The sequence below is a fragment of the Chromobacterium sp. ATCC 53434 genome (assembly GCF_002848345.1).
Taxonomy (GTDB): domain Bacteria; phylum Pseudomonadota; class Gammaproteobacteria; order Burkholderiales; family Chromobacteriaceae; genus Chromobacterium.
In genome coordinates this window covers 51,563-78,189 of the sequence record NZ_CP025429.1, presented here as the reverse complement: position 1 = coordinate 78,189, position 26,627 = coordinate 51,563, and the positions used below count along the sequence as shown (strand labels likewise).

Sequence of the window (26,627 nt, the reverse complement as noted above, 5' to 3'; positions counted from 1 at the left end):
GGGCGGTCCCTCCCGGGACCGGCCCGGCGCCGTCAGGCCGCCATCGCCCTGACGTGCTGCAAGGCGTTGCAGATGACGTGGATCAGCCGGTAGGCGACGCTGCTGCTGGACACATTGGACGGCCATACCGCGTACACCCGCATCGGCTCCTGCGACCATTCCGGCAAGACCCATTCCAGCGCGCCGTCGGCGACGTCGCGCTCAACCATGAATTCCGGCGGGGCGGCCAGGCCGACGCCGCGCAGGGCCAGCTGATAGGCGGCGGCGACATTGTCCACCCGGGTGCACGGCGTGTAGCGGATGCCGCATTCCTCGCCGGACGGGTGGCGGAAATGGCGGTTGTCGGCCCGCATCGTCAGGCCTATCCACGGCACCGCGGCCAGATCGCGCGGATGCCGGATCGGCCCGTGGCGCGCGAGAAATTCCGGCGAGGCCACCACTCTGCGCGGGAAGGAAAAAATGGGCTTGGACTTCAGCGAGCTGTCCGGCATGTCGCCGATGCGGAACGCCACATCGATGTTTTCGCCGATGATGTCCTGGCGGTTGTCGCTGCATACGATGCTCAGCTGGATGTCCGGATTCTCGCCGATGAAACGCGCCACCTCGTCCATGAAGCTGCTGTTGATGAACATCGCCGGAATCGAGATGCGCAGGCTGCTGGTCATCAGCGTCGAGCGCTGCTTGAAACCTATGATGCCCTTCTCGTACAGGTCCAGCATCGCCCTGGCCGTCTCCAGCAGGTTTTCGCCATCCGGCGTCAGGGCCTGTTTGCGGGTGTTGCGGTACAGCAGCGCCGTGTCGAGGTTCTTTTCCAGCTTGGTCAGATGCTGGCTGATGGTGGCGGTGGTGATGCCAAGCGCCTCCGCGGCGCCGGACATCGATCCCACTTCGGCAATCTTGGCAAAGACGATGAGGTAGCGGATATCGTCAATCATTTCACTCTCCGATAAACCCGAAGCCGCAAAGTATGTAAACGCCGGCGCGGGACATACGACAGAGCAGGCCTGGACTACGATGACACAAAGATGCTAAAAGCATAAAAATAATTCATTATCAGTGAATTCACAAGCAAGACTATTCATATGAGATATTTTTACCGCTGATCCACCCTGCGCCACGCCGCCGCGGCCCGGTCCGTCCGGCCCCCGTCCACCGCTCAATCCCGCGTCAACACCTCCAGCAATTCGATCTCGAACAGCAGATTGGAATGGGCCGGGATGCGGTCGCCGATCTGACGCTCGCCATAGGCCAGATGCGCCGGCACCGACAGCTTGCGCCTACCGCCCACCTTCATGCCCATCAGTCCCAGGTCCCAGCCCTTGATCACGCGGCCGGTGCCGATCACGCACTGGAACGGCCGGCCCTTGTCCACGGAGGAGTCGAACTTGCTGCCGTCCTCCAGCCAGCCGGTGTAGTGGGTGGTGATCAGCGCGCCGCGTACCGCCTCCTTGCCGTCGCCGACCACCAGGTCCTCGATCTTCAACTCTTCGTTCATGCTGTTTCCCACGCGGGCGACAAAACCGCATTGTAACCCGCGCGGCGGCGGATGGCTCAGACGTCCCAGGCCGGCGCGAAGTCCGGGTCGGCGATGCGGCCGCCGTCCTCCAGACCGGCGATCCGCGCCATGTCCCCGTCGTCCAGCCGCAGGGACAGCGCGCCCAGATTGGCCGCCAGATTCTCGCGCCGGGTCGACGACGGAATCACCGCGATGCCCTGCTGCAGCTGCCAGGCCAGCGCGACCTGTGCCGCCGTCGCGCCGTGCTTGGCGCCGATGTCCCGCAGCGTCGGATCGCCCACCACCCGGCCGTAGGCCAGCGGCATGTAGCCGGTCAGCGCGATGCCGTGCTCGCGGCAGAAGGCGCGGACCTTCAGGTTCTGCAGATACGGATGCACTTCCAGCTGATGGGTGCCGATGGCGTCGGCGCCGACGGCGTCCACCGCCTGCTTCAGATGGGCGACGGTGAAGTTGGACACGCCGATCTCGCGCGTCAGTCCCAGCTGCCTGGCCTCGGCCAGCTGCGTCATATAGATCGCCATCGGCACTTCGTCCTTGGGCGACGGCCAGTGGATCAGCGTCATGTCCACGCTGTCCAGCCCCAGCTTGTCCAGGCTCTCGCGCAGACTGGGGATCAGGCGGCCGGGCCCGAACTGGTCGGTCCAGATCTTGGTGGTGACGTACAGCGCGTCGCGCGGCACGCCGCTTTTGGCGATCGCGCGGCCGACGTCGGCCTCGTTGCGGTAGATCTGCGCGGTGTCGATGTGGCGATAGCCCAGCTCCAGGCCCATGGACACCGAGTCCTCGGCCTGCCGGTCCTTCAGGCGGAAGGTGCCCACTCCCAGTTTCGGCATTTGCATGATGCGTTTCCTTGTCGAGTTGAGGCCGGGCGGCAGCCGGCCGCCGCGCGCGGCTTGACCGCCCAGCCTACCGGAGCCGCGCCCGGCCGGCTAGACGCCGGCCACCGATCGGCGATCGCGATGGCCTCGCCGCGCTCTGCCGCTGACTGGCCGAGTCCGGCCGGACGTAGCCGGGCGGCCGAGCTACAATACAACGTCATCGCCGCGGGAACTCCTCCCGCCTCCCGGCCTCGTACCGAATGCATCCGATAGACCGGCGGCGGCTCCGCGCCGTCCGCCGTTCGCCAGTTGTTCCCTTGAAAGAAACGACAGGAGAAGCGCCATGCAATTGAATGGAAAAGTCGCCCTGATCACCGGCGCCGCCAGCGGCATCGGCAAGGAAATCGCCCGGGTCTACGCCGCCGCCGGCGCGGCGGTGGCCATCGCCGACATCAATCTCGACGCCGCCCGCAAGGCCGCCGACGAAATCGCCTCCGCCGGCGGCAAGGCCATAGGCGTGGCGATGGACGTCACCGACGAGGCCGCCGTCAACCAGGGCACCCAGCAGGTGGTGGACGCCTTCGGCCATCTGGACATCCTGATATCCAACGCCGGCATCCAGATCGTCAATCCCATCGTCAACTACAGCTTCGCCGACTGGAAGAAGATGCAGGCCATCCATGTCGACGGCGCCTTCCTGACCACCAAGGCCGCGCTGCAGCACATGTACAAGGACAAGCGCGGCGGCGTGGTGATCTATATGGGCTCGGTGCACTCGCACGAGGCCTCGCCGCTGAAATCGGCCTACGTCGCCGCCAAGCACGCGCTGCTGGGCCTGGCCCGCGTGCTGGCCAAGGAAGGCGCGCCGTACAATGTGCGCTCGCACGTGATCTGCCCCGGTTTCGTGCGCACGCCGCTGGTCGACAAGCAGATTCCGGAGCAGGCGAAGGAGCTGGGCATCAGCGAGGACGAAGTGATCAAGCGCGTGATGCTGGGCAATACCGTCGACGGCGTGTTCACCACCGTCGACGATGTCGCCCAGACCGCGCTGTTCCTGGCCGCCTTCCCCAGCGCCGCGCTGACCGGCCAGTCCTTCGTCGTCAGCCACGGCTGGTTCATGCAGTAAGGGGCGCGCATGGCATCGGACAAACTGAACTCGGCCTGCCATGCCGACGCCGGCCCCTACCGCAGTCCGGCCCTGCCGCCGGACCACCGCTACCAGGTGGTGGCGCTGGTGCTGCAGGGCGGCGGCGCGCTGGGCGCCTACCAGGCCGGCGTCTACCAGGGCCTGGCTGAGAAGCGGCTGCACCCGAACTGGGTGGCCGGCATTTCGATAGGCGCGCTGAACGCCGCCGTCATCGCCGGCAACCCGCCGGACAAGCGCGCAGAGCGGCTGGAGCAATTCTGGCAGACCATCAGCCGCCAGCCGCTGCTGCCGCCGTCGCCGCACAATCTGCTCGACGACGCAGAGACGCTGCCGCCGCCGCTGCTGGGCTGGCTGAACGGCCTGGAGGCCTGGCGCGCGCTGATCGAAGGCCAGAACGGCTTCTTCGTGCCGCGCCATCCGCTGGCCTCCGGCGCCGCCAGCTTCTACGACACCTCGCCGCTGAAGAGCACGCTGGAGCGGCTGGTCGATTTCGATCGGCTGAACGACAGCGGCGAGATGCGGGTGTCGGTCGGCGCCGTCAATGTCAAAAGCGGCAACTTCGTCTACTTCGACAACACGCGCAGACGGCTGCGCGCCGAGCACTTCATGGCTTCCGGCGCGCTGCCGCCGGGCTTTCCGGCGGTGGAGATAGACGGCGAGCACTACTGGGACGGCGGCATGGTGTCCAACACGCCGTTGCAGCAGGTGCTGACCGCGCGGCCGCGCAAGCACGCGCTGGTGTTCCAGGTGGACCTGTGGAACGCCGGCGGCGCGCTGCCAGAGGATCTGTCCCGCGTCGCGCTCAGGCAGAAGGACATCCAGTTCTCCAGCCGCACGCGGATGATCACCGACTATATGCGGGAGACGCAGCAGTTCCGCCTGCTGCTGCGCGAGGCGCTGGCACTGGTGCCGGAAGCGGCGCGCGACTCGCCGGCCTATCGCCGCGCCGCCGAGCAGGCCTGCGACCGGCTGTTCAATGTGGTGCACCTGATCTACCAGGACAAGCCCTGCGAGGGCCATTACAAGGACTACCAGTTCGGCGCCCGCACGATGCGCGAGCACTGGGCCGCCGGCCTGGCCGACATCCGCGACAGCCTGTCCCACCCGGAGTGGCTGCGGATGCCGTCGCCCGACCACCCCTTCGTCACCCACGACGTGCACCGCCGCCAGCCTTAGCCTACAGGCGGCGGGCGCCGTCCCGCCGCCGTCCCCTCCCCTCGCAGCCGGCGCCGCGATCGACTCGGTGCTTTCCCTTAGCGCCCCGATTTGCCATTGCAATCGGGTATGCCCTCTGCCAGATTGAAAAGCAAACAAAATGACGAACGACTTGCAACGGATATTCCATGCCCGTTCCCGCGCGTTCGCGATCCACATCTCGTGCAGGTGTCACCCGACGCGCCATTCCAAGCACCACCAGCGGTTCCCGCAGTTCAACGTGCCTGTCCACACTGTTGCAAACTGACCAAGGAGCGGTTGCATGAGCTATCTTCAGTACCCCCGCCTCGCGTTTTCCGGCCTGTTCCAATCGGACGTCTCCACCGTCAACAACGATCCGCGGCATTTCGACATCTCCACTTTCGAACCGCATTTCCAGCAACCGACCTATGCGCCGAACAAAGTCGAGATGCCGGGCAACAGCCAGGAGATCGAATGGAACGGCTGGTGGAATCCGTTCGGCACCGGCATCTTCAGCCTGAAAAACTGCGTGGTGCAGTCGGCGCTGGGTCCGGACGGCCAGGAGATCACCCGCTACGCGCAGGATGCCGCGATCGGCCTGACCGTCGGCAACGCCGGCGACCAGCCATCGGGCAAGATGGTGGACCTGGACCCGGACTGGCAGCTGGCCTCCTGTATCTACGGGCAGATCATCACGCTGCAGGCCCCGAACGGACAGGTCCTGATGCGCGGCGCCTACGCGCCCAACCCCTTCCGCGACCTGTGGTTCAACCGCGTGGGCAACAGCAGCGGCGACAGGGCGGCCTCGGCGATCTGGCAGACCCAGCTGACCGGCGTCGAATGGAATCTGGACGGCGTGGCCAGCCCGCTGCTGCAGGCGCTGAAGGCCATCTGCGAACAGCAGAACGACACGCTGTCGCTGCGGCTGACCACCTACGGCTATGACGACAGGCTCGGTGAAAGCTTCTTCTCCTACGGTCTGTTGCTGGGCGCCATCGGCCCCGCCTACCCGACCGAGCCGCAATCCTTCGTGCTGGGCCGGCGCTTCATTCCGGCCGCCAGCCTGCTGCCGGCGCAGTCCTACCAGCAGGACTACATCCCCAATGTCGGCTGGTTCAGCGCCCAATTGGTCGACCGCACCCTGTATGCCGACCTCAGCAACGCGCTGCCGCTGCGCTACCAGCCCGGCGCCACGCTGGAAACCTCCTACCTGGTCGACGTCACATGCGGCAGCGGCAGCGCCAATGCGCAGGCGCCGACGCAGGGCGACACCCAGCAATACTGGCAACAACCGTTCATCATCGCCCAGCTGCTTCCGCCCGATCCGCCGAGCAAACCTCCGCGGACCCTGCCGGACAGCCCCTATCTGCAGCCGACCCAGTACCGGCCGCTGGCCACGATCGATATCTCCAACGCCGGCCTGCTGAGCCGCAGCGGCATCGTCGCGGTGCCGATTTCGGACGCGGTGATGCCGACGATCAACTCTCTGCCGCTGGCGCTGGTCACCGCGGCCAACGACAGCGGCGACGGCCTTGCGCTGCTGCTGTGCTGCGAGGGCGAGTACGGCTGGGAAGTGCGCGCCGATCAGTTCGCGCTGCGCCTGGACCCGAACGGCGGCTACCCCGACGCCAGTGTCGACGCCAACACGCTGACTTCCACCGTCTTCGTCGCGCAATACGGCGTGCCGCTGGCCAATGGCGAAGTGACGCTGGTCGAGACCTGGACCAAGCCGCAGGTGGACAGCGGCGACTGCCCGACCGACAACCCGCCGCAGACCACGCCGAAGGCCGCGCCGCCGACCACCAATCTGCCGCAGGAGCAGATCCACTTCACACAGGCTTCTCCGCGCACCGACGGCTACGGCCGGATCGACCTGACCATCGCCGGCCCCAAGGCGCTGGGCTATCCGCGCGGCTATCTGGACGGCCAGCTGTTCAACTACAGCTACAACTTCGCCGGAGGCTTGACCACCCCCCAACCGACGGTGCAGCAGACATTCGACCAGTACGCCATCGTCGTGCGTTCCAGCTACACGGCACCGTCGCCGGTCGACTGGAGCGACGTCCAGCCCATCCTGCAGCAGTACGCCAATCTGTACCCGGTGATGAGCCAGGGCCTGTTCGACTTCTCGCAACGTGAACAGGCCGACGCCAACGCCTTCATCCTGAAATTCGTGCTCGACAAGCCCGACGACGATCCCGACCAGATGCCGGTCACCCGCGACCTGTCCAGCAGCAAGCGGCGCGCGCTGGTGGACTACTTCGACCAGGTGCTGCAACAGCAGGGGCGGCCGAAAAGCATGCTGGAAATGTTCGGCAAGCGCTGCCCGACCCGCGGCGGCGGCGCCAGGACCGACGCGCTGCAGGGCGCCCACGCCGTCGACTTCGCCAAGGGCGGCAAACGCTGAGCCGCGCCCCCATCCCATTCGAGAAAGGCAAGCATATGTTTCGCATCAAGCAAAGCGTCATCGACCAGCTGAAGAGCAATCCCTGTAGCGCCGAGCTGAAAAAGGCGCTGACCACGGCGGTCGAGCTGGAGTTCGCCACCATCCCGCCGTATCTGACCGCGCTGTTTTCCATCGCGCCCGGCAGCAACGGCGCCGCGGCGGCGCTGATCCAGTCGGTGGTGACCGAGGAAATGCTGCACATGACGCTGGCGGCCAATATCCTGATCGCCTTGGGCCGCAACCCCGACATCGTCGCGATAGGCAAGTCGCTGAGCTATCCGGGGCCGCTGCCGGCCAAGATAGACAACGACCTGCAGGTCACGCTGGCGGCGTTGTCCAAACCTCAGCTGAAGAACGTGCTGATGGCCATCGAGCGCCCGTTCACCCGAGAAGGGGAGATCCTGCCCGGCGAGACGGTATCGGAGCCGACGCCGGACGTGCCCGGCGAGTTCGCCTCGATAGGCAAGTTCTACCAGGCGGTGCTGGCGGCGCTGGCCGTGGCCGTCGAACTGGACCCGGAACTGTTCGCCCATCCGCGCCAGGAGCAGCAGATCGATATCGGCAAATGGTTTCCGCCGGTCAAGACCGCGCCGGCCAACGGCTATATCGTCGATCTGAAAAGCGCCGCCCAGGCGATAGAGACCATCGTGCTGCAGGGCGAGGGCATAGACTTCGCCAAGCTCGCGCTGCCGACCGACGACGACGGCAGCTACGCCCACTATTTCAAGTTCGGCGAGATCTACCACGGTCGCACGTTGAAACGCGATCCGGAAGCCGTTTCCGGCTGGTCCTACCGCGGCGAGCCGGTGCCGCTGGACAGCGAACGCATCTACAACTTCCTGGCCAACGCGGCGGTCAGCGACTACATCCCCGGCACGCCGGCCTCGCTGGCCGCCCAGCGCTTCTACGACGCCTATCTGTTGCTGCTGAACAGCCTGAACAAGACGTTCAACGGCCAGCCGGCGATGCTGGACAAGGCATTGGGCCTGATGTACCAGCTGAAGCTGCAGGCGCAGCAGGTGGCGCAATGCAGCGTCGGCGGCAACGCCTCCAATCTGGTCGCGGCGCCGCCGTTCATGCTGAGCCACTGATCCGGCCCGATTCGGCCACACCGATAGCGCCAATATAAAGAAGGGGCCGACGGCCCCTTCTTTTTTCCCGAATGCGGCGGACTTTATCCGGCGCAAGCCGATGAGAGACGAATATATTCGCGCAGCCCCCCGATTTGAAATCACAAATTGCGGCGACAAGCGCTCTTATGGAAGTTTGCGCTTTTCAGCTTATGATACAAAAACAGAGGCGAATATTTTGCCCCCCTCGCAAAGAACAGGGCCGCTTGCGAGATCACCCCCGACATCGGTCACCGGGCCCATTATCTTTGCCTTGGCGGACAAGCGCCGAATCGACATCGATTATCCGCCACCGCCGCCACAGGTCCCATCGACCTGAGAGCCTTTGATAAACAAAGAGGCCAAGCCATATGGCAACGCAGATACTCATCGATCTGTTTGGCGAGGTTGCCCTGCTGATGTGGGGCATCCACATGGTGCATACCGGAATCCTGCGCGTATTCGGCAGCCAGCTGCGCCAGTTTCTCGGCAGAAGCCTGCGCAATCCGCTGCGGGCATTTCTGTCCGGCCTCGGCATTACCACCCTGTTGCAAAGCAGCACCGCCACCGCGCTGATGCTGAGCGCCTTCACCGCCGGCGGCATCGTCGACCTGGCCCCGTCGCTGGCCGTCATGCTGGGCGCCAATGTCGGCACGACGCTGATCGTGCAGGCTCTGTCGTTCAACATCACCCTGGTCTTCCCGATCTTGATCCTGGTCGGCGTCACCGCCTTCCGGCGCAGCGCGCGCACCCGCACCCGGGATCTGGGACGGGTGGGCATAGGCCTGGGCCTGATGTTGCTGGCCCTGCACCTGATACTGGAGACGGTGCAGCCGATCGAGGCCTCGCGCACGCTCAGAACGCTGCTGGGAGGCATCACCAGCGATCCGGCGCTGAATCTGCTGATCGCGGCGCTGTTCTCGCTGGCCGCCCACTCCAGCGTCGCGTCGATGCTGTTCATCATGTCGCTGGCCGGCGCCGGCGTGCTGTCGCCGACCATCACCGTCGCCATGGTGCTCGGCGCCAATCTCGGCAGCGCGCTCAATCCGGTGCTGGAGGGCAATCGCGACGACCCGGCCCAGCTGCGCATGCCGATAGGCAATCTGCTGAACCGGCTGGCCGGCTGCGCGCTGGCGCTGCCCTTTCTCGGCGACATCCAGCACGCCATTCTCAGCGTCGATCCGGACCCGGGCCGCCTGGCGGCGCATTTCCACCTGCTGTTCAATCTGGCGATGTCGGCGCTGTTCGTCGGCCTGCTGCCGGCGCTGTCCAGGCAGCTGGTCAAATGGCTGCCGGCCCACGCCGCGCAGGACGAGCCGTCCCGGCCGATGTATCTGGACCCGGCCATGCTGGGCAGGCCGACGCTGGCGCTGACCAATGCGGCGCGCGAGGTGCTGCGGATGGCCGACATGCTGACGCTGATGCTGCGCAACTCCCAGGCCGTCTTCCGCGAGGAGGACCGCAATATGGTGGGCCAGGTGCGCGCGATGGACCATCAGCTGAGCCAGCTGCACGGCGCCGTCCAGCGCTATCTGGCGGCGCTCAGCCCCTACTCCCTCGATCAGGAAAAGCTGCAGCGGATCGGCGAAATCCTCCATTTCGCCAGCGTGCTCCAGCATATCAGCGAAATGGTGGACCGCAATCTGATGGCCAGCGCCAACCGGTTGCTGAAGCAGCAGCTGACGCTGTCGGAAGACGAGCTGTCCGATATCGACGAGGCGCTGGGCCGGCTGCTGGGCCATCTGCACCTGGCGGTCACCATCCTGATGTTCGGCGACGCGAGCTCGGCGCATCAGCTGCTGAAAGAGAAGGCCGGCATGCGCGAAATGGAGATGAACGCCGCCGAGCGCCAGTTCAATCAGATCCGGGCCGGCCATACCGGCGATCTGGAAAGCAGCAATCTGTATCTGGAGACACTGCGCGTGCTCAAGCGGATAGACTCCTACCTGACCGGCACCGCCTACCCGCTATTGGAGCAGCGCGGGGAATTGCCGGCCGACAGGCTGGCGCCGTCGTAAGCTCCGCCGCGCCGGACGCGCTTCATTCAATCGCGTCCTCGAAGCCGCGCTGGTACAGGAAGTCGGCATGGCCGGGCGCTCGCCGGGTCCGGGACCACTCGTCCAGCATTTCCCATTTGACGGCATCCAGCCGCGTGAGAATTTCCGCCTCCTTGGCATCCGGGCACGTCAATTCAATTCGATGGCCGCTCGGATCGAAGAAGTAGATCGAGTGGAACATCCGGTGGTCGACCACGCCGAGCACATCGACACCGTTGCTTTGCAGATGCGCCTTGCACGCGATCAATTCGGCGCGGTCCCGGACCCTGAAAGCGATGTGCTGGACCCAATTTGGCGTGTGCTGATCCGGCGCGCTCGCCGGGCGGCCCGGCAACTCGAAAAAGGCCAGCATATTGCCGTCGCCGGCGTCGAGAAAGACATGGATGTACGGATCGTTCTCTCCGGTAGACGGCACCGCGTCCCCCGCCACCGCCAGCACGAAATCCATGTTCAGCATCCGCCGGTACCACAGTACGGTCTCCCTGGCGTCGCGGCATCGGTAGGCCACGTGGTGGATATGATCGACTTTCATCATGCGTCCCTCCTGAAAGCTAACGGAACCGCTCGGCGGAGACCGCGCGGAAGCCGGCGCCGCAGCGCGCGTTTCACATCGGCCGCACCCCCGCGTCGGCGGAACGGCTCGCCTGCGCCGCGGAACTCGACGCGACGAACCACAAGGCGCCGATCAGCGCGAGATTCTTCAGGAAATGATTCAGCTGATTGCTGAACTCGGCCGGAGACTCCGCCGACCAGAAGGCGTGGAACATCACGGTGGCGGGAATCAGGAACAAGGCGAGCAGGCGCGCGGCCCAGGACACGCGCCAGCCGTATGCCAGCGCGCTGCCGCAACCTATCTCGAGACAGATGGCCGCGACGGTGAACAGCGACGCGAAAGGCAGGCCCATCGCGGCCAGCCTGCCTGCGACGCCGGCGAAATTGGCCAGCTTGAGCAGGCCGGCGACCAGGAACAACAGCGCCAGCAAGGCGCGCCCGGCGACAAGGCCGACAGATGATTGCTGAGAGGCTTGGGAAATGCTCATGGTCACCTCGACGATTGCAGGCGCTTAGACCCGCTAACAAAACCCCTGATCCTGCGTTGCGCCTCCTTGTCGTACGACTGGTACTGCCTGCGTCGGCGCGCCTTGGCTCAGGTTCTCTGCGAGGTTTTGTTAGCGGCTCTTAGAGCCTGTTCACGATCTTTTGCGGCATCGGCCGTTTTCTGCCGGATGCAGGGCGCCCAAAGCGGCTCGCCGCAGTGTCGCTCTCGGCAAGAGACGTTTGACAAAACCATGCGCCGACAGCAGATGGCCAACAGCATAGCACTTGAACGAAATGATTGAAACAGTTGAAATTGAATTATTTCAACCAGAACGAAAGTCCCCCGCGGGGAAAACTGCCCGCGCGACGGGATGCCAACAGGGCCGGCACACCGCATGCCTGGCCCCTTCGCCGCCCGGGCTGGTCCGGCGGGAAAGGACAAAGAGGTCGGCGCCCCCAAAACATCACCGAGCCGACCTCCACCGCGATCAAGGAGGATCCGGTACGCATCGACGGCCTGCCGGAACCGTCGCTCGGCAGCCAGGTTGCAGCAGTCGGCGGTCAAAGCGGACCCGCTGAAGCAGAAGATCGAGCAGCGCGACACCAGCCGGCTCGATCATGTGGACGAAGAGGCCGACGATGGAGACAACTGAGCGTCGCCGCCGCGCCGTCAGCCCCGGCGGCTTTTCACACTCAGACCAGGAAGGACGCCGCCATGTCCTTGTCGCCGTGGCCGGCGTCCATCGCGCGCTGGAAGCGCCGCAGGCCCGCCGCCGCACAATCCAGCTCCACCCCGGCCTCGGCCGCCGCCGCCAGGATCAGCTCCGCATCCTTAGCCGCGTTGTCCACGGTGAAGCTGACCGTGTAATCGCCAGCCAGCATCGCCTTGCCCTTGGCTTGCAAATAGAGACTGTCAAGCGGGCCGCCGGCCACCGCGTCCAGCACCAGCGCCGGATCCAGGCCCAAGCCGCGCGCCAGCGCCAGACTTTCCGCCGCGCCGTGGGTCAAGGCCAACGCCCAGCTGTTCAAAGCCAGCTTCAGCCGGCTGGCGTCGCCCGGCTGCTCCGACACCCAGATGGTGCGACGGCTGATCGCGTCGAATACCGCTTGCGCCTGCTCGCGACACGACTGCGGTCCGGATGCCAGCATCAGCAACTTGGTCTGTCCCATTCCCCGTGGACACTAACTTAAGGTGGATAATCCCCACCAAGGAGCAGTGTTCATGACCAAGACCAGACGTACTTTCCCGGAGGCCCTCAAGCGCGAAGCGGTTGAGCAGGTACTTGCCGGCACCCCGTTACGGCATGTTGCCCAAGCCTTCGACATTACCGAGTCGCTGCTGGGCAAGTGGAAGCGTCAGCTCCAAGACGCCGGACCAGATGCCTTCCCTGGCCGAGGCAAACAGACCGGTGAAGCCGCCGAGCTCAAGCGACTGCGGGATGAGCTGGCCCGCGTTACCATGGAGCGCGATGTCCTAAAAAAGGCGCTTGCCATCTTCTCGCAACCCACGAAGTGAAATTCCGCGCGATTCACGCTCTGTCGGGCCGCTACCCGGTAGCCCCGATGTGCCAACTGTTTCGTGTGTCCCGCAGTGGCTACTATGCGTGGCTACACCGCCCACCTTCGGCGCGAGAGATGGCGAACCGACAACTACTGCGCGAAATCCGGCTGGTGCATGCCGAGGTCAACGGTATTTATGGCCATCGGCGTATCCATGCCGAACTTCTTGCACAGGGCTTCGTCTGCGGGCGACATCGCATCGCGGACTTGATGCGGCGAAACGGTATCAGGGTTAGAGCGCGTAAACGTTGGAGACCCGCGAGCGGTGGTCAACACCTTCTACCCGTGGCGCCCAATTTGCTGCAGCGACACTTTGCTGCTGGCGGCGACATCAATCAGCGCTGGGTGTCGGACATGACCTATATCCGGGCATCTCGAATAACCCAAGCTTTTCAGCAAGCCTAACAACAGCATGACGCTTGCGGCCATATTCGGATCGTTTTCTGCAACGGATCACCGCTCAACGCAGCGATTCAGCCCATTTCGGGCGTCAGAAGGCCACGATTCCGGCTTTCCGGAGGAACACCAAGCGCTTTAGGTTGTAACAGGTCGCCATCATCGTCAGCGCAAAGTTCGCGCGCGGTTGGCCAATTGTGCGGACCAACTTGCCTCCCATCTGATCAATCATGGCGAACACGTGTTCGACACGGGCACGAACCTTGGCGATGCGGTGGTTGCGCTGCTGCTGGCACTCGGACAGCGGCTTGTTGGCGTGCCCCTTTCGCTGAATCCGATTCCGAAATCTGTCTTGGGCAAGCTGCGCTCCACGGGCCTCGGACGGATAGCCTCGGTCGGCGTAAACATCCCGGCTTGTATTGCTGGTATCGAAGACGTTGTCGAAATGCTGGCTGTCATGCGTACTGGCCGTATCAGTTTTGAACTTGCGGATCAGCTTGTATTTGTTGTCGACGTTCACCGACAGTTTGTAGCCAAAGTAGGATTTGCCGTGCTTTTTGGTCCAGCTGGCATCCTGGTCCTTCTGGCGCCGCTTCGCGGGTTTCCAATCGGCCGGCGTTGCGCCCTGATCGAGCAGCATCTTCTCGTCGCTGCTGTTGTGCTGCTTCGGCGCTGGCACCAACGTCGCGTCGATGATTTGGCCGCCGCGCGCGATATAGCCTTGCTTGAGCAATTGTGCTGACACGCCATCGAACAGTGCACGGGCCCCGGTTTCGCCGATCCGATTCTCGAAGGTCCAAATCGTGGTGCGGTCAGGGATGTTGACCGCCTGGCCCAGCCCACAGAAACGCTGATAACTCATCCGGTCGAGCAGTTGATACTCCATTTGTTCATCGGACAGGTTGTACAGCCGCTTGAGGACCAGAATCCGCACCATCGTTTCGGTCGGAAACGGCGGGCGGCCGCCCTGCTGGCTGACTGGCCGAGGCGCGACCCGATCGACCTCGGCCGCCAAGGCGGCAAAGTTGATGTGCTTCTCGATCTCGACCAGAGGGTCGCCCAGGTGGTCGATCTTCTGCCGGTGGTGGTCGGCGGCGAACAGGTCTTTCTTGATGGCGTTGCGTGGTTTCATCGGGCTCAAGCTCGGCAAGAGTCTGGACGGTATAATTTTACCAGCTGAGGGCACCCCGGGGTTTTTCGAGGTGCCCATCCGAACCGGTGAAGGGTGGCTGTACTTGGCGGTGGTACTCGACCTGTACTCCCGGGCGATAGTGGGCTGGGCCATGCATCATCGAATGCAGCAAGAACTGGTGCATGCTGCCCTGACGATGGCAGTGGCGCGTCGCCAGCCTTCAGGAGAGGTAATTCTGCATTCGGACCGCGGGAGTCAGTACTGTGCCTTTGACTACCAGGCGTTGCTGAAACGGCATGGGATAGTACCGAGCCACTCCCGCGCCGGGAACTGCTGGGATAATGCAGCGATGGAGAGCTTCTTCCGTTCACTGAAATCGGAACGTGTTTATCTGACCCACTACCGGAGCTACGAGGAGGCGCGTACAGATGTGTTTGATTACATCCGTTTTTACAATCACCAACGACGTCATTCGACCCTGGGGTATCTGACCCCGGTTGAGTTCGAACGCCGCCGCTCAGAGCTTAGCGCTTAACCCTCTGTCCATGGGGAGTGGGACAGACCAAGCTCGCCAGCGTCGTCTTGTCGAACATCTTGCATCTGCCGGACTTGATAGGCTAGGGTCAATATGGGGTTGTAAGCGGGAAGTCGCCAAAATTTTGTCTCTGAGGGCCCTGGGAATGGGGTCACTGCTTGAATGTTCAGTTTATTCATGAGATGAGGTGATAAATGAAAAGTAAGTGTATAAAAATGCTCTGTGGCTTCGCATTGTGTTTTGTCGCTGGCGGAACAGTAGCGGAAGACAGCCTTAAGCCTGAACAGTATCCGGTGGAGTGTCAGCCATCCAGAGGCACTGTGCCGTCCTGGCTAAACAGGCTGATACAACAGGGACATGTTTCCGCCAGCAGTTATGTCAATCAGTTCTGGTACAAAGACTGGCTAAGCACAACGCTCAGCACCTGCACGGATCTGAGCGAGATAGACGGGCGACGCTTTAACGACGGAAAACTGAATACAACCAATATTTACTGGCGAACCGACAGCAGGCCACAGTTCCGTGGCGGCAGTGCCGGTAAGGGCAGAGACGTTAGCGATATCTTTGTTGAGGGAATTTATCCCTGGAAGTATGATGGGGAGCTACTGGCATTCAGTGGCATCAGCAATCATAATTCTGGACTCGTTAATACAGGATATAATGCATATTATATTTTTGGTAAAGGTTATGGTGTTGCCGGAGGAGGCGTTGGTTTTATCATTGATGCTCCAGGTGGTATCAATCAGGGTCTGATAATTTTTGACCCTGCAAATAAAACCGTAAACAACGGAAGCCTCCATCACCTACCAGATACCACGGCTCCACAAGATATTCAAAAAAAGGGCCACGACACGATTGTCTTCCCTGGAGGGGTTCGGGCAGAATATATAAAAGGGGCCTTTAAACAGAATGCTACGACCCACAATCTTGAGTATTTTTCTAACCCGCATTACCGTTATCCTGCTCCTCTGTCGAATGAATTTGATCTGGTCATGTCTGACCCAATGAGCGGCGATGAAAAATACGATAAAGGGAGCATTGAAATATCGAGTCGCAATATAACCACGTCTGCTGCCCCTCAGGGGAAGGCTGCTGGGGGGGTAGCCTATCGTTACATGAAAGGGGAGTCTGTAACGGTCAGTATCAAAGAAGGTCGCCCTGACTATTGCTGGTATGTCAACATGAAAAAGAGAAGCACGCCAACGACAGCCCCTCTGGTCCTGACCATGGAGGACCAGACTCTGCCGGTAGCCGTTGTATACAGGGATAAATGCCAGTAATTAGAGTGGCTAACAAAAATCTTGATGCTGCGCTGGCCGACTTGCCTCAGACGTAAAACTGAATTTTGTTAGATGGTATGGACGCCTCCTGTAGTGGTCAACCATTCCCGGACAGTTTGTTAAGTTGCGCTTCCCGGACTGCCGGCGGCAAACCAGCATTGTGACGATGGGGACGCCGCCAGTTGTACCAGTTCATCAGATAGTCGCCGACGTCCCGTCGCGCGGCCGTCAGTGACCCGTAACCTGCCTCTGGCATCCTCTCAGTCTTCACACTCCGAAACAGCCGCTCCATCGGGGAGTTGTCCCAGCAATTGCCCCGACGGCTCATACTTTGCTCCATCTGATAACGCCAAAGCCGCTGACGGAATTTCACGCTGCCATATTGGCTGCCCTGATCGGAGTGAAACAGCACCCGATGGGGGCGGCCACGTTGTTCATAGGCATGCTCAAGCGCGCGAATGACTAGGTCTGCATCTGGTCTCTCGCTCATCGCCCAGCCCACCACCCGGCGAGCGAACAAATCCAGCACTACCGCCAGGTAACACCAACGGCCACCGGCCCAGATATACGTGATGTCGCCGCACCAGATTTGATTCGGCGCATCCGGATAAAACTGCCGATTCAGGCGGTTTGGAATGTCGGGTTTCTCCTCGCTCAACACTCGCTTGCTGTGCCCGGGTTGCTTGCTGCGCAGATGGCATTCCCGCATCAGCTTTCTGACGAGATAGCGTCCCGCCTTCCATCCCGCCTGGGCCAGCAAGGTGACAAGCGAGCAGCTGCCTGCCGACTCCCGGCTTGCAACGAACAGTTCGCGTAATGTGCTGCGGAGTTTGAGCCTGGCGACATCGACGCGCCGAGGGCGGCGCTTCCAGTCATAGAAAGCGGAACGACTGATGCCAAATAGGCCACAGACCACATCAACAGGCGCTTGCTCGCTTAACTGGTCTACCAACGCGTAAGTTTGACGTCGTCGGACATTAAGAGCGCCGTAGCCTTTTTTATTAATCCGGCAGTCAAATACCGTACAGAAAGCTCATGCCGCGTAGCGGATTTTTTCATGCCGGAAGTACGACCGGATTCTGGCCGGCTGCTTCTGCAATGAGCGTAAATGGGACAGCACTTTCCCTTGAAGTTGACCGTCTGATCGAACCGGCTCACCTGCGCTCATTCTGGCCTTCAGGTCGCCGTTCAAGTATTCATCCGGGTTCAGTTCCGGTGAGTAGCTGGGCAGGAAGAACAACTCAATCGCCTTCTTGTTCTCTTCCTCCTCCAACCATGCTTGCACCAGCTTGCTGTGATGCACGCGCAAGTTGTCGAGGATCAAGAACACCTTCTTGCCGCCAGCATCACGGATCAGCCGCATCAGAAACTTGATCAGCACCCGGGCCGTCAAGGTCTCCCGGTACAGCATGAAGCGCATCTTGCCTTGGTTGGTAATGGCCGAAATCAAGTTGATGCGCGCTCTTTTCGATTGGGATAACACCAGAACTGGGGTTTGGCCTTTTGGGGCGTAGCCACGCGGAAAGTGCTCAACACTCGACACCGCCGATTCGTCGCCCCAGCTGATTTCAGCCATTTCCGCTTTGGCACGCGCGACGATAGCCGGGTATTCCTCCTTGAGCCATTTCTCGACTGCTGCCGGTCGCTGCTCATAAGCGCGTTTGAGCGGGCGCTGCGGCGTAAAGCCCCAGCGGGCCAAGTACAGACGGACAGTACGGATCGGCAGATCGATCAGAAACATCTGCTTGATTACAGCCTTGACCGCCTGAGCACTCCACAGGGCAAACCTCAGCTTCATCTGGTCTGGCGTGCGATCCACGATGTCCTGCTTGATCCGGGCTTCCTGCGCCTCGGTCAGCCGACGGCCGGTGCCTTCGGCGCGACCGCGCTTCTGTTCTTTGAATCCCTGCGCACCTAGTGCTGCCTCACGCACCACCCAGGCGGAAATGGTGGGGCGGCGCAGCCCGAGTTCTTCGGCAATACTGGCTTGAGACCGGCCTCGCTTGTACATCCGGATAGCGGTACGCCTCAGCTGCTCACGGGCGGCCAGTTCAAGCTTGCGCACATCGATTTTTTCCATGCCGGAAGTATACAATCTGTACGGATTATTACTGCCGGATTAATAACAGCGACTTCTCCAGCTCCAGCCGCCGGACGCGGGCCTCCGACTCCTGAATGCGCTGTTGATCGGGCGTCAAGGCTTTGCTGCGTGGCGTGATGCCTTGCGTCTCCTGCTGCAGTTGCGCAATCCAGCGACGCAGAACCGTTTCGCCAACGCCAATGGCCTGGCAGGCCTGGCGAACGGAGTGGCCTTGCTCGAGAACGAGGCGGGCGGCTTCAAGTTTGAATTCGGGGCTGAAAGTACGACGTGCTCTGCTCATGGATCACCTTGGTTGAGGTGGTGACTGTACCACCTAAGTTGGTGTCCGGATTTATTAGACCACTACACATTCACACTTAATCGAAGCCAGCCGGGATAGTTTCAGATAATCCTGGCCAGCCGCAATGGAATGCAGTCCTGTGCGGTGAAATGCAGTCTCAGTTGCAGCTAATGCTGGCCTGGCAGGTTGCTTGCAATGATTCCTGGCCGGAAATCGCCTGGAAAGCAGGTATGCAAGTCGTTACAATTAAGCTGTTTGAGAAGGCGGGCGGACGCTTACTTGTGAACCATATAAGCGACTTACTGCCGCTCAGCGAACACGTCTCGCCAGCCGGTATAAACGGTAACAAAGGCCACCGGAATCCATAGCAGCAGCCCCAAACCTAGCGGTAGCAACGCTACCAGGCAGCTAACGCCCAACACTAAGCTAACTACCAAGAGCGGCAGCCAGTTGCTTAGGCAAGCCTTCAAACTGAGGCACAGCCCCTGCCAGGGAGTGATGCAATTCAACGTAATCAACGTCGGCGCAAACCAGTAGGCCATGCCCACCAATACTCCCCCGATAAGAGCCAGTACGCCCAGACTAACGACGCCTCCACCACTTGCGGTGACCGATGCGGTCGTCCCGAGCGCCTTGCCAAACAGGCCGCCTATCAGGGCGCCGGATACACCCATCGCCACGGCAAACACGATCAAAATCAGCATCAGGCCGGAGATCATCGCACCCAGTAACAATAGCGGCCCCGGTATCTGCCCGAAGGCGGTGAACAGATCAGACAACTCCAGCTTATTGCCACGCTCGGATTTGTCAGCGGCCAACACAAAGCCGGCGGCGAACAGCGGGGTGATCAGTGCGCTGACCAGATCACCGAACACTGGTATCACGCTGAGTGCACCCAGGATCAACAGATAGAACAGAGTCATTGCTCCCCAGGCCAACGGTTGCTGACGCACGATTTGCAAGGCGTTGATGAACCAGCGCCAGCCTTGGGTGGCGCTAACTTTGCGGTGGGCAGGGAGCTGCTGCACGAGGTTCTCCGGTTTTGATCGAGCACGCGCGTAGATCGCGTTCACTTCGTATTTTGCGACGGGCCGCCGCTTAAAGCCGTGGTCCCTACCCATTTTCGGGCTCAGAAGGCCACGATTCTGGTTTTTCGGAAAAATTCCAATCGCTTCAGGTTGTAACCAGGCCCTTCAGACGCCGCTTGGCGGGTTTCTAATCGGTGGGACTTGTGCCCTGATCGAACACATCCTTCTTATCTCTGTTTCTGAGCTGCTTTGGCATAGGCACTAGCGTCGATGATTCCGACCGCAGCGTGCGATATAGCCCCTCAATGAGAAACTGTCAACGACTCAGCACCGACTTCGCCAATCTGGTTTTCTAAGGTCCAGATTGTGGTATGGTTGGGGATATTGACTGTCTGGCTTGGCCGGTAGAAACGCTGGTAGCTCATCCGGTCGAGCCGTTGATATTCTTTTTTTTCGTTGAATAGGTTATACAGCCGCTTCAGGACAAGAATTCTTACTCTCGCTTTGATTAAAAACGGTGGCCGACCAGCCAGTCGAAGTACCGGCTGATCGACTTTAGGCCGCCAAGGTGGCAGAGCCCAGGCATGTCGAGGTTTCTGACACCCTCTGGTCCAAACTTACCATGGGGTTACTCCTGCGCTTGTACGCGGTCCAAGAAATATTCTCATCTCTACGAACGGGCAACCCCATCTCTCGGCAAGTTCTAACTTTCAGATAAAATCCAAGTCTTTACGTATAAAACAGCTAGTAATATTTTCAAATATTTCAATCAAAAATATATCACCATTGATAACGAAGCCCTGCATCGATCATGTATGGCTTCTCTATGACAGGTCCTTTCGCATAAGAATAATCAATATGGGCACTTAGGTGTTTATTGATTTGTCCCGATGCGCCAAGCCCTAATTCCACACGCGATCCATTCAAGTTAGCATCAAACGCCGAGCCATTAATTATCACTGTATTATTTTCCACAAACTCATGCGTTACAGCCAAGCGAACATAAGGCTCGACCGTGCCTCCACTAGCAGTATGCAATAATTTTCCAAAGCTAGTACCAACACTTCCCTGCAGCGATTCAACGTGGTTTGATTGGGCTTGCATACCATTATCCAACGCTACGGTCGCACCATTCATGCGTACCCCAGCGACCTGCACATAGGGCTGAACAAACCAGTCCTTTTGCAACTGAAAACGTTTGCCAGCTTCAACGGATGCGCCCACACCGTTCTGATGATAAGTGCCAGCCGTATTCACACCATTACTCATCGTAGCTTCACCCCTGTTGTGATACTGGTTCAGAGTGACCAAGCCATGCAGGTAAAAGCCATTTGGTGCCAACCATACACCATACGCACCCAAAGAGTAGGCATCGACATCACCGGTGGCTCCAGCATTGTTGTCCAAGGAGGATGCACTATAATTAAAGACCCCCCCCAGATAGGCTTTGCCACTTCCCAGTGTGAAGCCCTTATCGGCGCCCATCGCAATACCTGCTTGTTTCTGCTCAAAAGTACTGTTAGCCGCCCCATCTACTCTATAATCACTAGCATACGGTCTGGCCCACACACCACCATGGTCCTCTTCAAAGCGCAGCTCCCCAAACCTGGACTGCAACGTGCGAACTTGCCCATACCAAATGGTCGGAGACGTTGATACCAGATTCAAAACCGATGTTGCCGACGAACTGTAATAGTTCCCATTCTTCAGTGGTACCAAATTCCAATTCATGCCATTTTGCTGCAAACCGTAGCGATATGCCCCCAGGTCAACCATGCCATTAGTTAGCTGAAACTGTGCAGGGCCACCATTGGTTTTCACCACGGTGATCGGCCCCTTGGTAGCTGGGCTGGCACCCTGGGCCTTGACGTCCAAAGAAAACAGACCATTAGCTTGACCTTGACCAGAAACCGCCAACTTATCAGATTGCTGACCAGCAATATCTGTATTCAGACCAAACGTTCCTTTGCCATTCAGCGCCGTCACCGTCAACGTCTGTTGATTGCCTTGAGTTCCAGATAGGTCAATTCGACCATTGTTATTCAGTTGATTGAGTGTGGAGGAATTCGTCAGCACCCAATTGCTAGAGGGGTTGAGTGTCAGACTGGAAACATTCTGCATCGTCCCCTTCCAGACCCCATTAGCGTTCAATGTTAGGTTCGTATTACCACCATTGTTTACCACATTGCCACTCACCATCGAATTCGTCACAGCCAAATTTGTTGTACTACCTGCATCCGTCTGCAGCACCACCCCATTACCAGGCAGCAACTGACTATTCTGAATATTGACATTGGCCTGACTATTAGACTGCACCCAGATGGCTGCATTCTTGTTAGCCTGCAGAACAGAATTACTGAGATTTAGCGTGCTGACCCCGGTCCCCGGATTATTATAGAGAGGATCCACACCAAAAACAGCCCCATATCCATCTGCACGGACTATCGAATTATTGACCGTTGTTACTGGGGCTGTGTAATCATCGGCCACCAGAGCGAGACCAGCGGTAGCGCTCCCATTACCTTGGCTTACCGTGATCTGAGAGTTGTTCACCGTGACGGTTGGATTTTGATTGTTAAAACGCCCCTGTGTAACCAACCCAACCCCATTAATCCCAGTAATCGGGGAGTTAGAACTTGGTAACGTATTGGAAACGTTTACTATACTGTTAGAAATTTTAGTGACACCACCTTCCGTCCATACTCCGTCACCTTTCGCATTGATAGTGACATTGTTTAAGGTGGCGGACGCTTGATCCGAAATAAGTATCCCACTGAGATCACTATTCAAGTGCGAACCATTGAGTTCCATACTTGACGTATCTCCCAGATCTACCGCGTCATGAGGGCCTACCGACGTAATGGTGGTGTTGGCAGTCGTCGACACAAAACTTGAGCCCTGCAAAGTGACCGGGGCTGTGCTATCCGCGGTCGTCCCCGTTACCGTTACCTGATCCAAAGACACGGCAGCGTTACCATACCCGGCAAGGCCGGTAATAGTCGCTTGCCCGCTTCCCCCAACGCCTACATTTGCAGTTGAGCTATTGGTGAAAGTCAGCCCACCTGCAAACTGAGCACCGCCCTGAATATTGACCTGGCCTCCTGAGGATTCAACCGAGGTATTCAGGCCGCCCGTCGAATTAAGCGCCGACATCCCAAGGTTGGTGCCGGACTGAATCTGTAGGGTGCCGCCAGTCATGCGAACATAGTCATTTGAATGATCGACAGATCCATCTAGCGTTGTTGTCCCTGACGACACGGTAATTGGCCCTGCTGCCGCGGGGACAGGCAACCCGGCACTACCCAATGCCAGAACCAGAGAGGCAAGCACGGTTAAACGATAGGGAACCAATTGCATAAGCACATCCTCCTAAAAAGAAATTTTTCTTCCATTCACTTGGAAAGCCGTATGGGATCGACGCACAATCAAATGCGCTTCTTTTTCAAAGCCTTTGTCTATCATAATCAAAGCACTATTTATCAAAGAAGCTCCGAAGTCTAACTGTCTTAGGAAGAACAAGGTTTAAAAGCGCTATTTTCAGATTTGTCTTATTTTGTATGGCATATTGATAATTTAAATTATATATTATTTGCATATTAATGCCAATGGCATGGCATCTGTACCGCTCTGCCAAAATCATAACGGCAAAATTCTCACTGTAAGATGCACAAAATTGCATAGATAAAAAGGCCCCATTACGTCAATGAAGCCTTTCTTGAACACTGTCATATACCGAAGTCTGATCGCTTCTCTACCAGGGTTACTGTATCTTAATGGGCACGTCTAATGGCGCCAAGCTATCCACCCCCCCACCTTCTCGCTTGGTATTAGCACGGATAGTGAGCCTTAGGTGAGAGACTGCAGTACTTATTTCAAGTTTTTCATACGGGATATTTACCAATCCAGTATCTTCCGCAGACATTAATTCAATCCATTGTCCAGCAGAATCCATCTTTACCGATGCGCCGGCTTTGAATTTGACACCGCTCACCGCTGGATCAATGGTGACTCGCACGCTCCATGGTCCAACCCCTATCAATTTGCTACTTGGGTTGGTGGAGTCCTCGTGTCCCATCAGGTGATACGGGTAATCCTTCGCCTGCGTTGGAATACTGTGACGGTTAAATGTAATCGCCGCCCGACCCTGTGTCTCTGTCGGCGTAGCCAATACCTTCCAGGTAAGAACTGCCTGTTTACCATTCTGAGCGGTCGCGGTAATCACAAGATCCCCGGCCTTTTTCCCTGCCTTAACGGCAGGAATTTTTTCCCCGATTTTCATATCCGATTCATCCTTGCTCACCGTAGGGAATATCCCACCGGTTACTTTAAGTTTGACCTGTGCCTTAAGGTCAGCAGGATCTGACTTCAGTACTGGCGTATCAGCATCAATAGGGAAGTCATCTCCTTGTTGTGCATAACGCTTTTTGTTAGGACTAAAATCCAGTTGTTTAATATTAAAATCAATCATCCCCTTAAATTTACCCTGGAGATTCCCGCGACCCGACGCTGTCAATACAAACGTTTTGCCTGCTTGATCCTCTGCGGTCAGATCCTTAATGACCAGTCCTCCGGTCGGCACCGATGTCGACGCTGGGGTAGACGTGAGCTTAGCAAGGCTCTTATCGTCAATGCTCAGCATGACAGGAACGGCCAAGGGTTTCGCTTCGAAAGTAGCCTTCAGCGTAATGGGGCCAAAAACAGCCTTTGCCACAGCGCTGCCTTCTAGCGGCTCGAAGGCCAGTGTGTACTTTGCCTTGCCATCCTTGTCAATTGGACCGGCATCCTTCAAGCTCACCCAAACAAGGCCACCATTTGGATTGTCATCGCTAACTAACAGATAGTCCGATGCCGGGTCCCAGGCAAGCCCCATCGGCTGGACGGTGCTAGTCACATTTTTCAAGTTGAATTGGGCCTGCAGCTCACCGCGCTCAGGCTCCAACCCATAGATCACGCCTGGGTGGGTTTCATTGCTGCTGTCCCCAAACCAAATATATCCGGCGGCATCCACCTCCAAATACTCGACAGAGATCGCGTCAGAGCCATTTTTCAGGACTGGCGTTTCCCACACCTTACTCGGCTGCTTAGCTGCGCCACCGCTGATATCGTAGCAAACTACCTTGCCTGTCCCGGTACCCAGATAAAGGCGCCCCCCCTTGCCCCCGGACTTGATCATCTTAGGAGCCACAATTCCAGCCTCCACATCATAAAAATGGGGAGTCGGCATGTCCTCAGCCACATTTATAGAGCATAACGAATACTTGTCATCCTGATTGTCCCTGACCGTCACCCAGAGTGTGTTGGTATCCACATCATAGGCAACGTGATCAGCAGTAGAATTCGAACGCAATATAATCTTTTTTGCAGGATTGCTAGTGGCCTTTGCCTCCAATTCAAACGCGTAAAGTGTGGCCTTATCTGAATCGAGCACCCACACTCGTTGGCCCTTACTGTCCGCCTGTAGCGCAATATCAACAAATTGAGCATTAAGCTCGCTATAAATAATCGTCGCTTCCGGCGGCAGAGTCGTCTGACTTCCATCAATACGGTACAGTACACCATTCTGGTAATCACTTATCCAGACCTGATTTTTTTGGTCCACCACAATACCTGAGACCCAAGGGGCTGTCTGATCACTCGCCTTCTTCGCATATGATGGGTACGGCAGTGCCACCTTCTCATGCTTCGTCCAAGAGGGAGCACCACCGGTCAGCCGAAACACCGATACGTCGGTTCCTTTTTCTGCTGCAAGCTCGCCAGCCCACACCGTAGAAGGAGAAGCCGTATGGCTGATCCAGACGGCCCCAAATTTTTTAGTTCCATCCAGCGCCAAGTGATCTTGGTCGGGACTCGTAGCAATTACAGACATATCATTGACTCCAAAAGTTGAAACAACCACAAACCGGCCTGCTTTCCTTTATTCGTCCAGCAGACCAACTCAAATCATGACAGCACATTCATCTTGTTAAGTAATCTTAAATGTTGCAGTGCCTAGTAGTGGCTTGCCACCCGCCATCATAATGAATTGGGCACGAGCACTACCAGATTTAGCGACAGCAGTAAACTGTGGCGCATGCGTGGTATTGATGACCAACAGCTCACCCTTGTCGCCAGAGATTAACTCCCTGTCTGGAGGTAAACTATTTGGTACCAATCTGATCTCAGGACTGATGAGAGACACTTGCCCATGGGCATAAGGCCATCCGTCTGCTTGTCCCTTCGTCCGAATCTTCGCCGGACAATCTACCACCATAAAATGGGATGAAATACTAATGGGGGAACTTACCCATATTTCCAGATCTGTATAGTTTGGACCCAATGCAAGATGAAAAACCACGGGCTCAGCGCTGCCACTGTTAGCCGTAACGGTAAAAACGCCAGGGACCGTCCCTTTTGTCAGCAGAACATGTGTTTTACCATCTGATTTGGTGGGCTCTGCAGTCGCCGTCTGGCTCCCCGTACTTCCCTGCACTTGAAACTGAATATTTGCCTTCTCAAGCGGCACGTTTTTTTCGCCCAACGCCTGAACCTCAAGGATATGAAACGGCTCTCCATCCAGTGTCGTAAATTGCCGGTCCCCACTGACTAGAACCAGTTTTTTAACATCTACCTTTGGCACAACCGTTTTTGACTTGAGGTGAAATTTCTGATCACGCAAAGTATCAGTGAATGGAGGGATGTTCACCTCCAGATTAACATCAACATTTAACGCCCCCTGCTTCAGATAGGCTGTAGCCAGACCATTTCGATCAGACTCGGTAACCACACCTTGTGCCCATGAGCCAGTTTCAAGCAATGCCACTGCCGGTGTTTTTCCTTCCTGGAAAGTCAGTTTATCCAGAAAATGAAGGGTGAATGCCACTGAGACCCCAACACCGGGTGCACTGGCCCCATCGCTCATATCCAGAACCTTAAACATCAACTTGGTCGTTTCCTCAGGTTCAGGCAGTGTTGGCGGGTACTCATTTACTATAGACAGGTGGTAACGCACATTGAGATCGTCTGCCATCA

22 protein-coding genes and 2 pseudogenes are annotated in these 26,627 nt (G+C 58.6%); 9 read left to right on the top strand and 15 right to left on the bottom strand.

What is annotated here, in order from left to right; translation table 11 throughout:
• Positions 1-32: 32 nt before the first annotated feature.
• The 3 genes from CXB49_RS00335 to dkgB form a co-directional block, all read right to left on the bottom strand.
• Positions 33-935 carry a LysR family transcriptional regulator gene (locus tag CXB49_RS00335; RefSeq protein WP_101706560.1) on the bottom strand — a complete coding sequence of 301 codons (903 nt, stop codon included), beginning with the start codon at positions 933-935 and terminating at the stop codon, positions 33-35.
• Positions 936-1,156: 221 nt separating this feature from the next.
• Entirely contained in the window at positions 1,157-1,495 is a 339-nt protein-coding gene (locus tag CXB49_RS00330; protein WP_101706559.1) for an FKBP-type peptidyl-prolyl cis-trans isomerase, read from the bottom strand.
• 56 nt (positions 1,496-1,551) lie between these two features.
• Positions 1,552-2,355, bottom strand: a complete 804-nt coding sequence (dkgB, locus tag CXB49_RS00325) for a 2,5-didehydrogluconate reductase DkgB (protein ID WP_101706558.1) — start codon at positions 2,353-2,355, stop codon at positions 1,552-1,554.
• A 322-nt stretch (positions 2,356-2,677) separates the two neighbouring features.
• Here dkgB and CXB49_RS00320 point away from each other — a divergent pair, with 322 nt between their 5' ends.
• The 5 genes from CXB49_RS00320 to CXB49_RS00300 all read left to right on the top strand — a co-directional run bounded on the left by CXB49_RS00320 (position 2,678) and on the right by CXB49_RS00300 (position 10,230).
• Positions 2,678-3,460 carry a 3-hydroxybutyrate dehydrogenase gene (locus CXB49_RS00320; protein ID WP_101706557.1) on the top strand — a complete coding sequence of 261 codons (783 nt, stop codon included), beginning with the start codon at positions 2,678-2,680 and terminating at the stop codon, positions 3,458-3,460.
• A gap of 9 nt (positions 3,461-3,469) precedes the next feature.
• Entirely contained in the window at positions 3,470-4,657 is a 1,188-nt protein-coding gene (locus CXB49_RS00315) for a patatin-like phospholipase family protein (protein WP_101706556.1), read from the top strand.
• 301 nt (positions 4,658-4,958) lie between these two features.
• On the top strand, positions 4,959-7,064 hold the full coding sequence (locus CXB49_RS00310) for a hypothetical protein (protein WP_101706555.1): 2,106 nt from the start codon (positions 4,959-4,961) through the stop codon (positions 7,062-7,064).
• A gap of 35 nt (positions 7,065-7,099) precedes the next feature.
• Positions 7,100-8,194 (top strand): ferritin-like protein, encoded by a 1,095-nt coding sequence (locus tag CXB49_RS00305; RefSeq protein WP_101706554.1) that lies wholly within the window; start codon positions 7,100-7,102, stop codon positions 8,192-8,194.
• Positions 8,195-8,583: 389 nt separating this feature from the next.
• Positions 8,584-10,230, top strand: a complete 1,647-nt coding sequence (locus CXB49_RS00300; RefSeq protein WP_101706553.1) for a Na/Pi cotransporter family protein — start codon at positions 8,584-8,586, stop codon at positions 10,228-10,230.
• A gap of 22 nt (positions 10,231-10,252) precedes the next feature.
• On the opposite strand, the gene CXB49_RS00295 is transcribed toward CXB49_RS00300, so the two are convergent.
• The 3 genes from CXB49_RS00295 to CXB49_RS00285 all read right to left on the bottom strand — a co-directional run bounded on the left by CXB49_RS00295 (position 10,253) and on the right by CXB49_RS00285 (position 12,477).
• Complete coding sequence (locus CXB49_RS00295) at positions 10,253-10,804, bottom strand: VOC family protein (protein WP_199406746.1); 552 nt, start codon at positions 10,802-10,804, stop codon at positions 10,253-10,255.
• A 70-nt stretch (positions 10,805-10,874) separates the two neighbouring features.
• Positions 10,875-11,309 (bottom strand): DoxX family membrane protein, encoded by a 435-nt coding sequence (locus tag CXB49_RS00290; RefSeq protein ID WP_101706552.1) that lies wholly within the window; start codon positions 11,307-11,309, stop codon positions 10,875-10,877.
• Positions 11,310-12,000: 691 nt separating this feature from the next.
• Positions 12,001-12,477 (bottom strand): NAD-binding protein, encoded by a 477-nt coding sequence (locus CXB49_RS00285; RefSeq protein WP_101706551.1) that lies wholly within the window; start codon positions 12,475-12,477, stop codon positions 12,001-12,003.
• A 52-nt stretch (positions 12,478-12,529) separates the two neighbouring features.
• Between CXB49_RS00285 and CXB49_RS00280 the strand changes: the two genes are divergently transcribed.
• On the top strand, positions 12,530-12,823 hold the full coding sequence (locus tag CXB49_RS00280) for a transposase (protein WP_046158739.1): 294 nt from the start codon (positions 12,530-12,532) through the stop codon (positions 12,821-12,823).
• 119 nt (positions 12,824-12,942) lie between these two features.
• On the top strand, positions 12,943-13,272 hold the full coding sequence (locus tag CXB49_RS00275; RefSeq protein WP_158300558.1) for an IS3 family transposase: 330 nt from the start codon (positions 12,943-12,945) through the stop codon (positions 13,270-13,272).
• 85 nt (positions 13,273-13,357) lie between these two features.
• Here the strand turns inward: CXB49_RS00275 and CXB49_RS00270 are convergent, their stop codons facing one another.
• Positions 13,358-14,395 (bottom strand): IS5 family transposase, encoded by a 1,038-nt coding sequence (locus CXB49_RS00270; RefSeq protein ID WP_101706533.1) that lies wholly within the window; start codon positions 14,393-14,395, stop codon positions 13,358-13,360.
• Between CXB49_RS00270 and CXB49_RS00265 the strand changes: the two genes are divergently transcribed.
• Positions 14,376-14,930, top strand: a complete 555-nt coding sequence (locus CXB49_RS00265) for an IS3 family transposase (RefSeq protein ID WP_158300557.1) — start codon at positions 14,376-14,378, stop codon at positions 14,928-14,930. The two genes, CXB49_RS00270 and CXB49_RS00265, sit on opposite strands and share 20 nt — an antisense overlap.
• A 194-nt stretch (positions 14,931-15,124) precedes the next feature.
• Positions 15,125-16,210, top strand: a complete 1,086-nt coding sequence (locus CXB49_RS23160; protein WP_158300545.1) for a hypothetical protein — start codon at positions 15,125-15,127, stop codon at positions 16,208-16,210.
• A 97-nt stretch (positions 16,211-16,307) separates the two neighbouring features.
• Here CXB49_RS23160 and CXB49_RS00260 read toward each other — a convergent pair.
• From CXB49_RS00260 to CXB49_RS23155, 8 genes and pseudogenes are all read right to left on the bottom strand, one after another.
• A pseudogene (locus CXB49_RS00260) lies at positions 16,308-17,216 on the bottom strand (IS3 family transposase); the annotation flags it as partial.
• A 27-nt stretch (positions 17,217-17,243) separates the two neighbouring features.
• The gene (locus CXB49_RS00255) at positions 17,244-18,290 is read right to left on the bottom strand and encodes an IS630 family transposase (protein ID WP_101706528.1); all 1,047 of its coding nucleotides are present in this window, start codon (positions 18,288-18,290) and stop codon (positions 17,244-17,246) included.
• A gap of 43 nt (positions 18,291-18,333) precedes the next feature.
• Positions 18,334-18,591: pseudogene (locus CXB49_RS00250) on the bottom strand (transposase); the annotation flags it as partial.
• A gap of 299 nt (positions 18,592-18,890) precedes the next feature.
• Positions 18,891-19,664, bottom strand: coding sequence for a BPSS1780 family membrane protein (locus CXB49_RS00245; RefSeq protein ID WP_158300556.1), 774 nt, complete (start codon positions 19,662-19,664; stop codon positions 18,891-18,893).
• A 257-nt stretch (positions 19,665-19,921) separates the two neighbouring features.
• Positions 19,922-20,152, bottom strand: coding sequence for a transposase (locus tag CXB49_RS24385; protein ID WP_369826588.1), 231 nt, complete (start codon positions 20,150-20,152; stop codon positions 19,922-19,924).
• A gap of 247 nt (positions 20,153-20,399) precedes the next feature.
• On the bottom strand, positions 20,400-22,976 hold the full coding sequence (locus tag CXB49_RS00235; RefSeq protein WP_101706545.1) for an autotransporter outer membrane beta-barrel domain-containing protein: 2,577 nt from the start codon (positions 22,974-22,976) through the stop codon (positions 20,400-20,402).
• A gap of 403 nt (positions 22,977-23,379) precedes the next feature.
• On the bottom strand, positions 23,380-25,485 hold the full coding sequence (locus CXB49_RS00230; protein ID WP_158300555.1) for a hypothetical protein: 2,106 nt from the start codon (positions 25,483-25,485) through the stop codon (positions 23,380-23,382).
• Between the two features lie 96 nt (positions 25,486-25,581).
• Complete coding sequence (locus tag CXB49_RS23155; RefSeq protein WP_158300554.1) at positions 25,582-26,625, bottom strand: hypothetical protein; 1,044 nt, start codon at positions 26,623-26,625, stop codon at positions 25,582-25,584.
• Positions 26,626-26,627 lie beyond the last annotated feature (2 nt).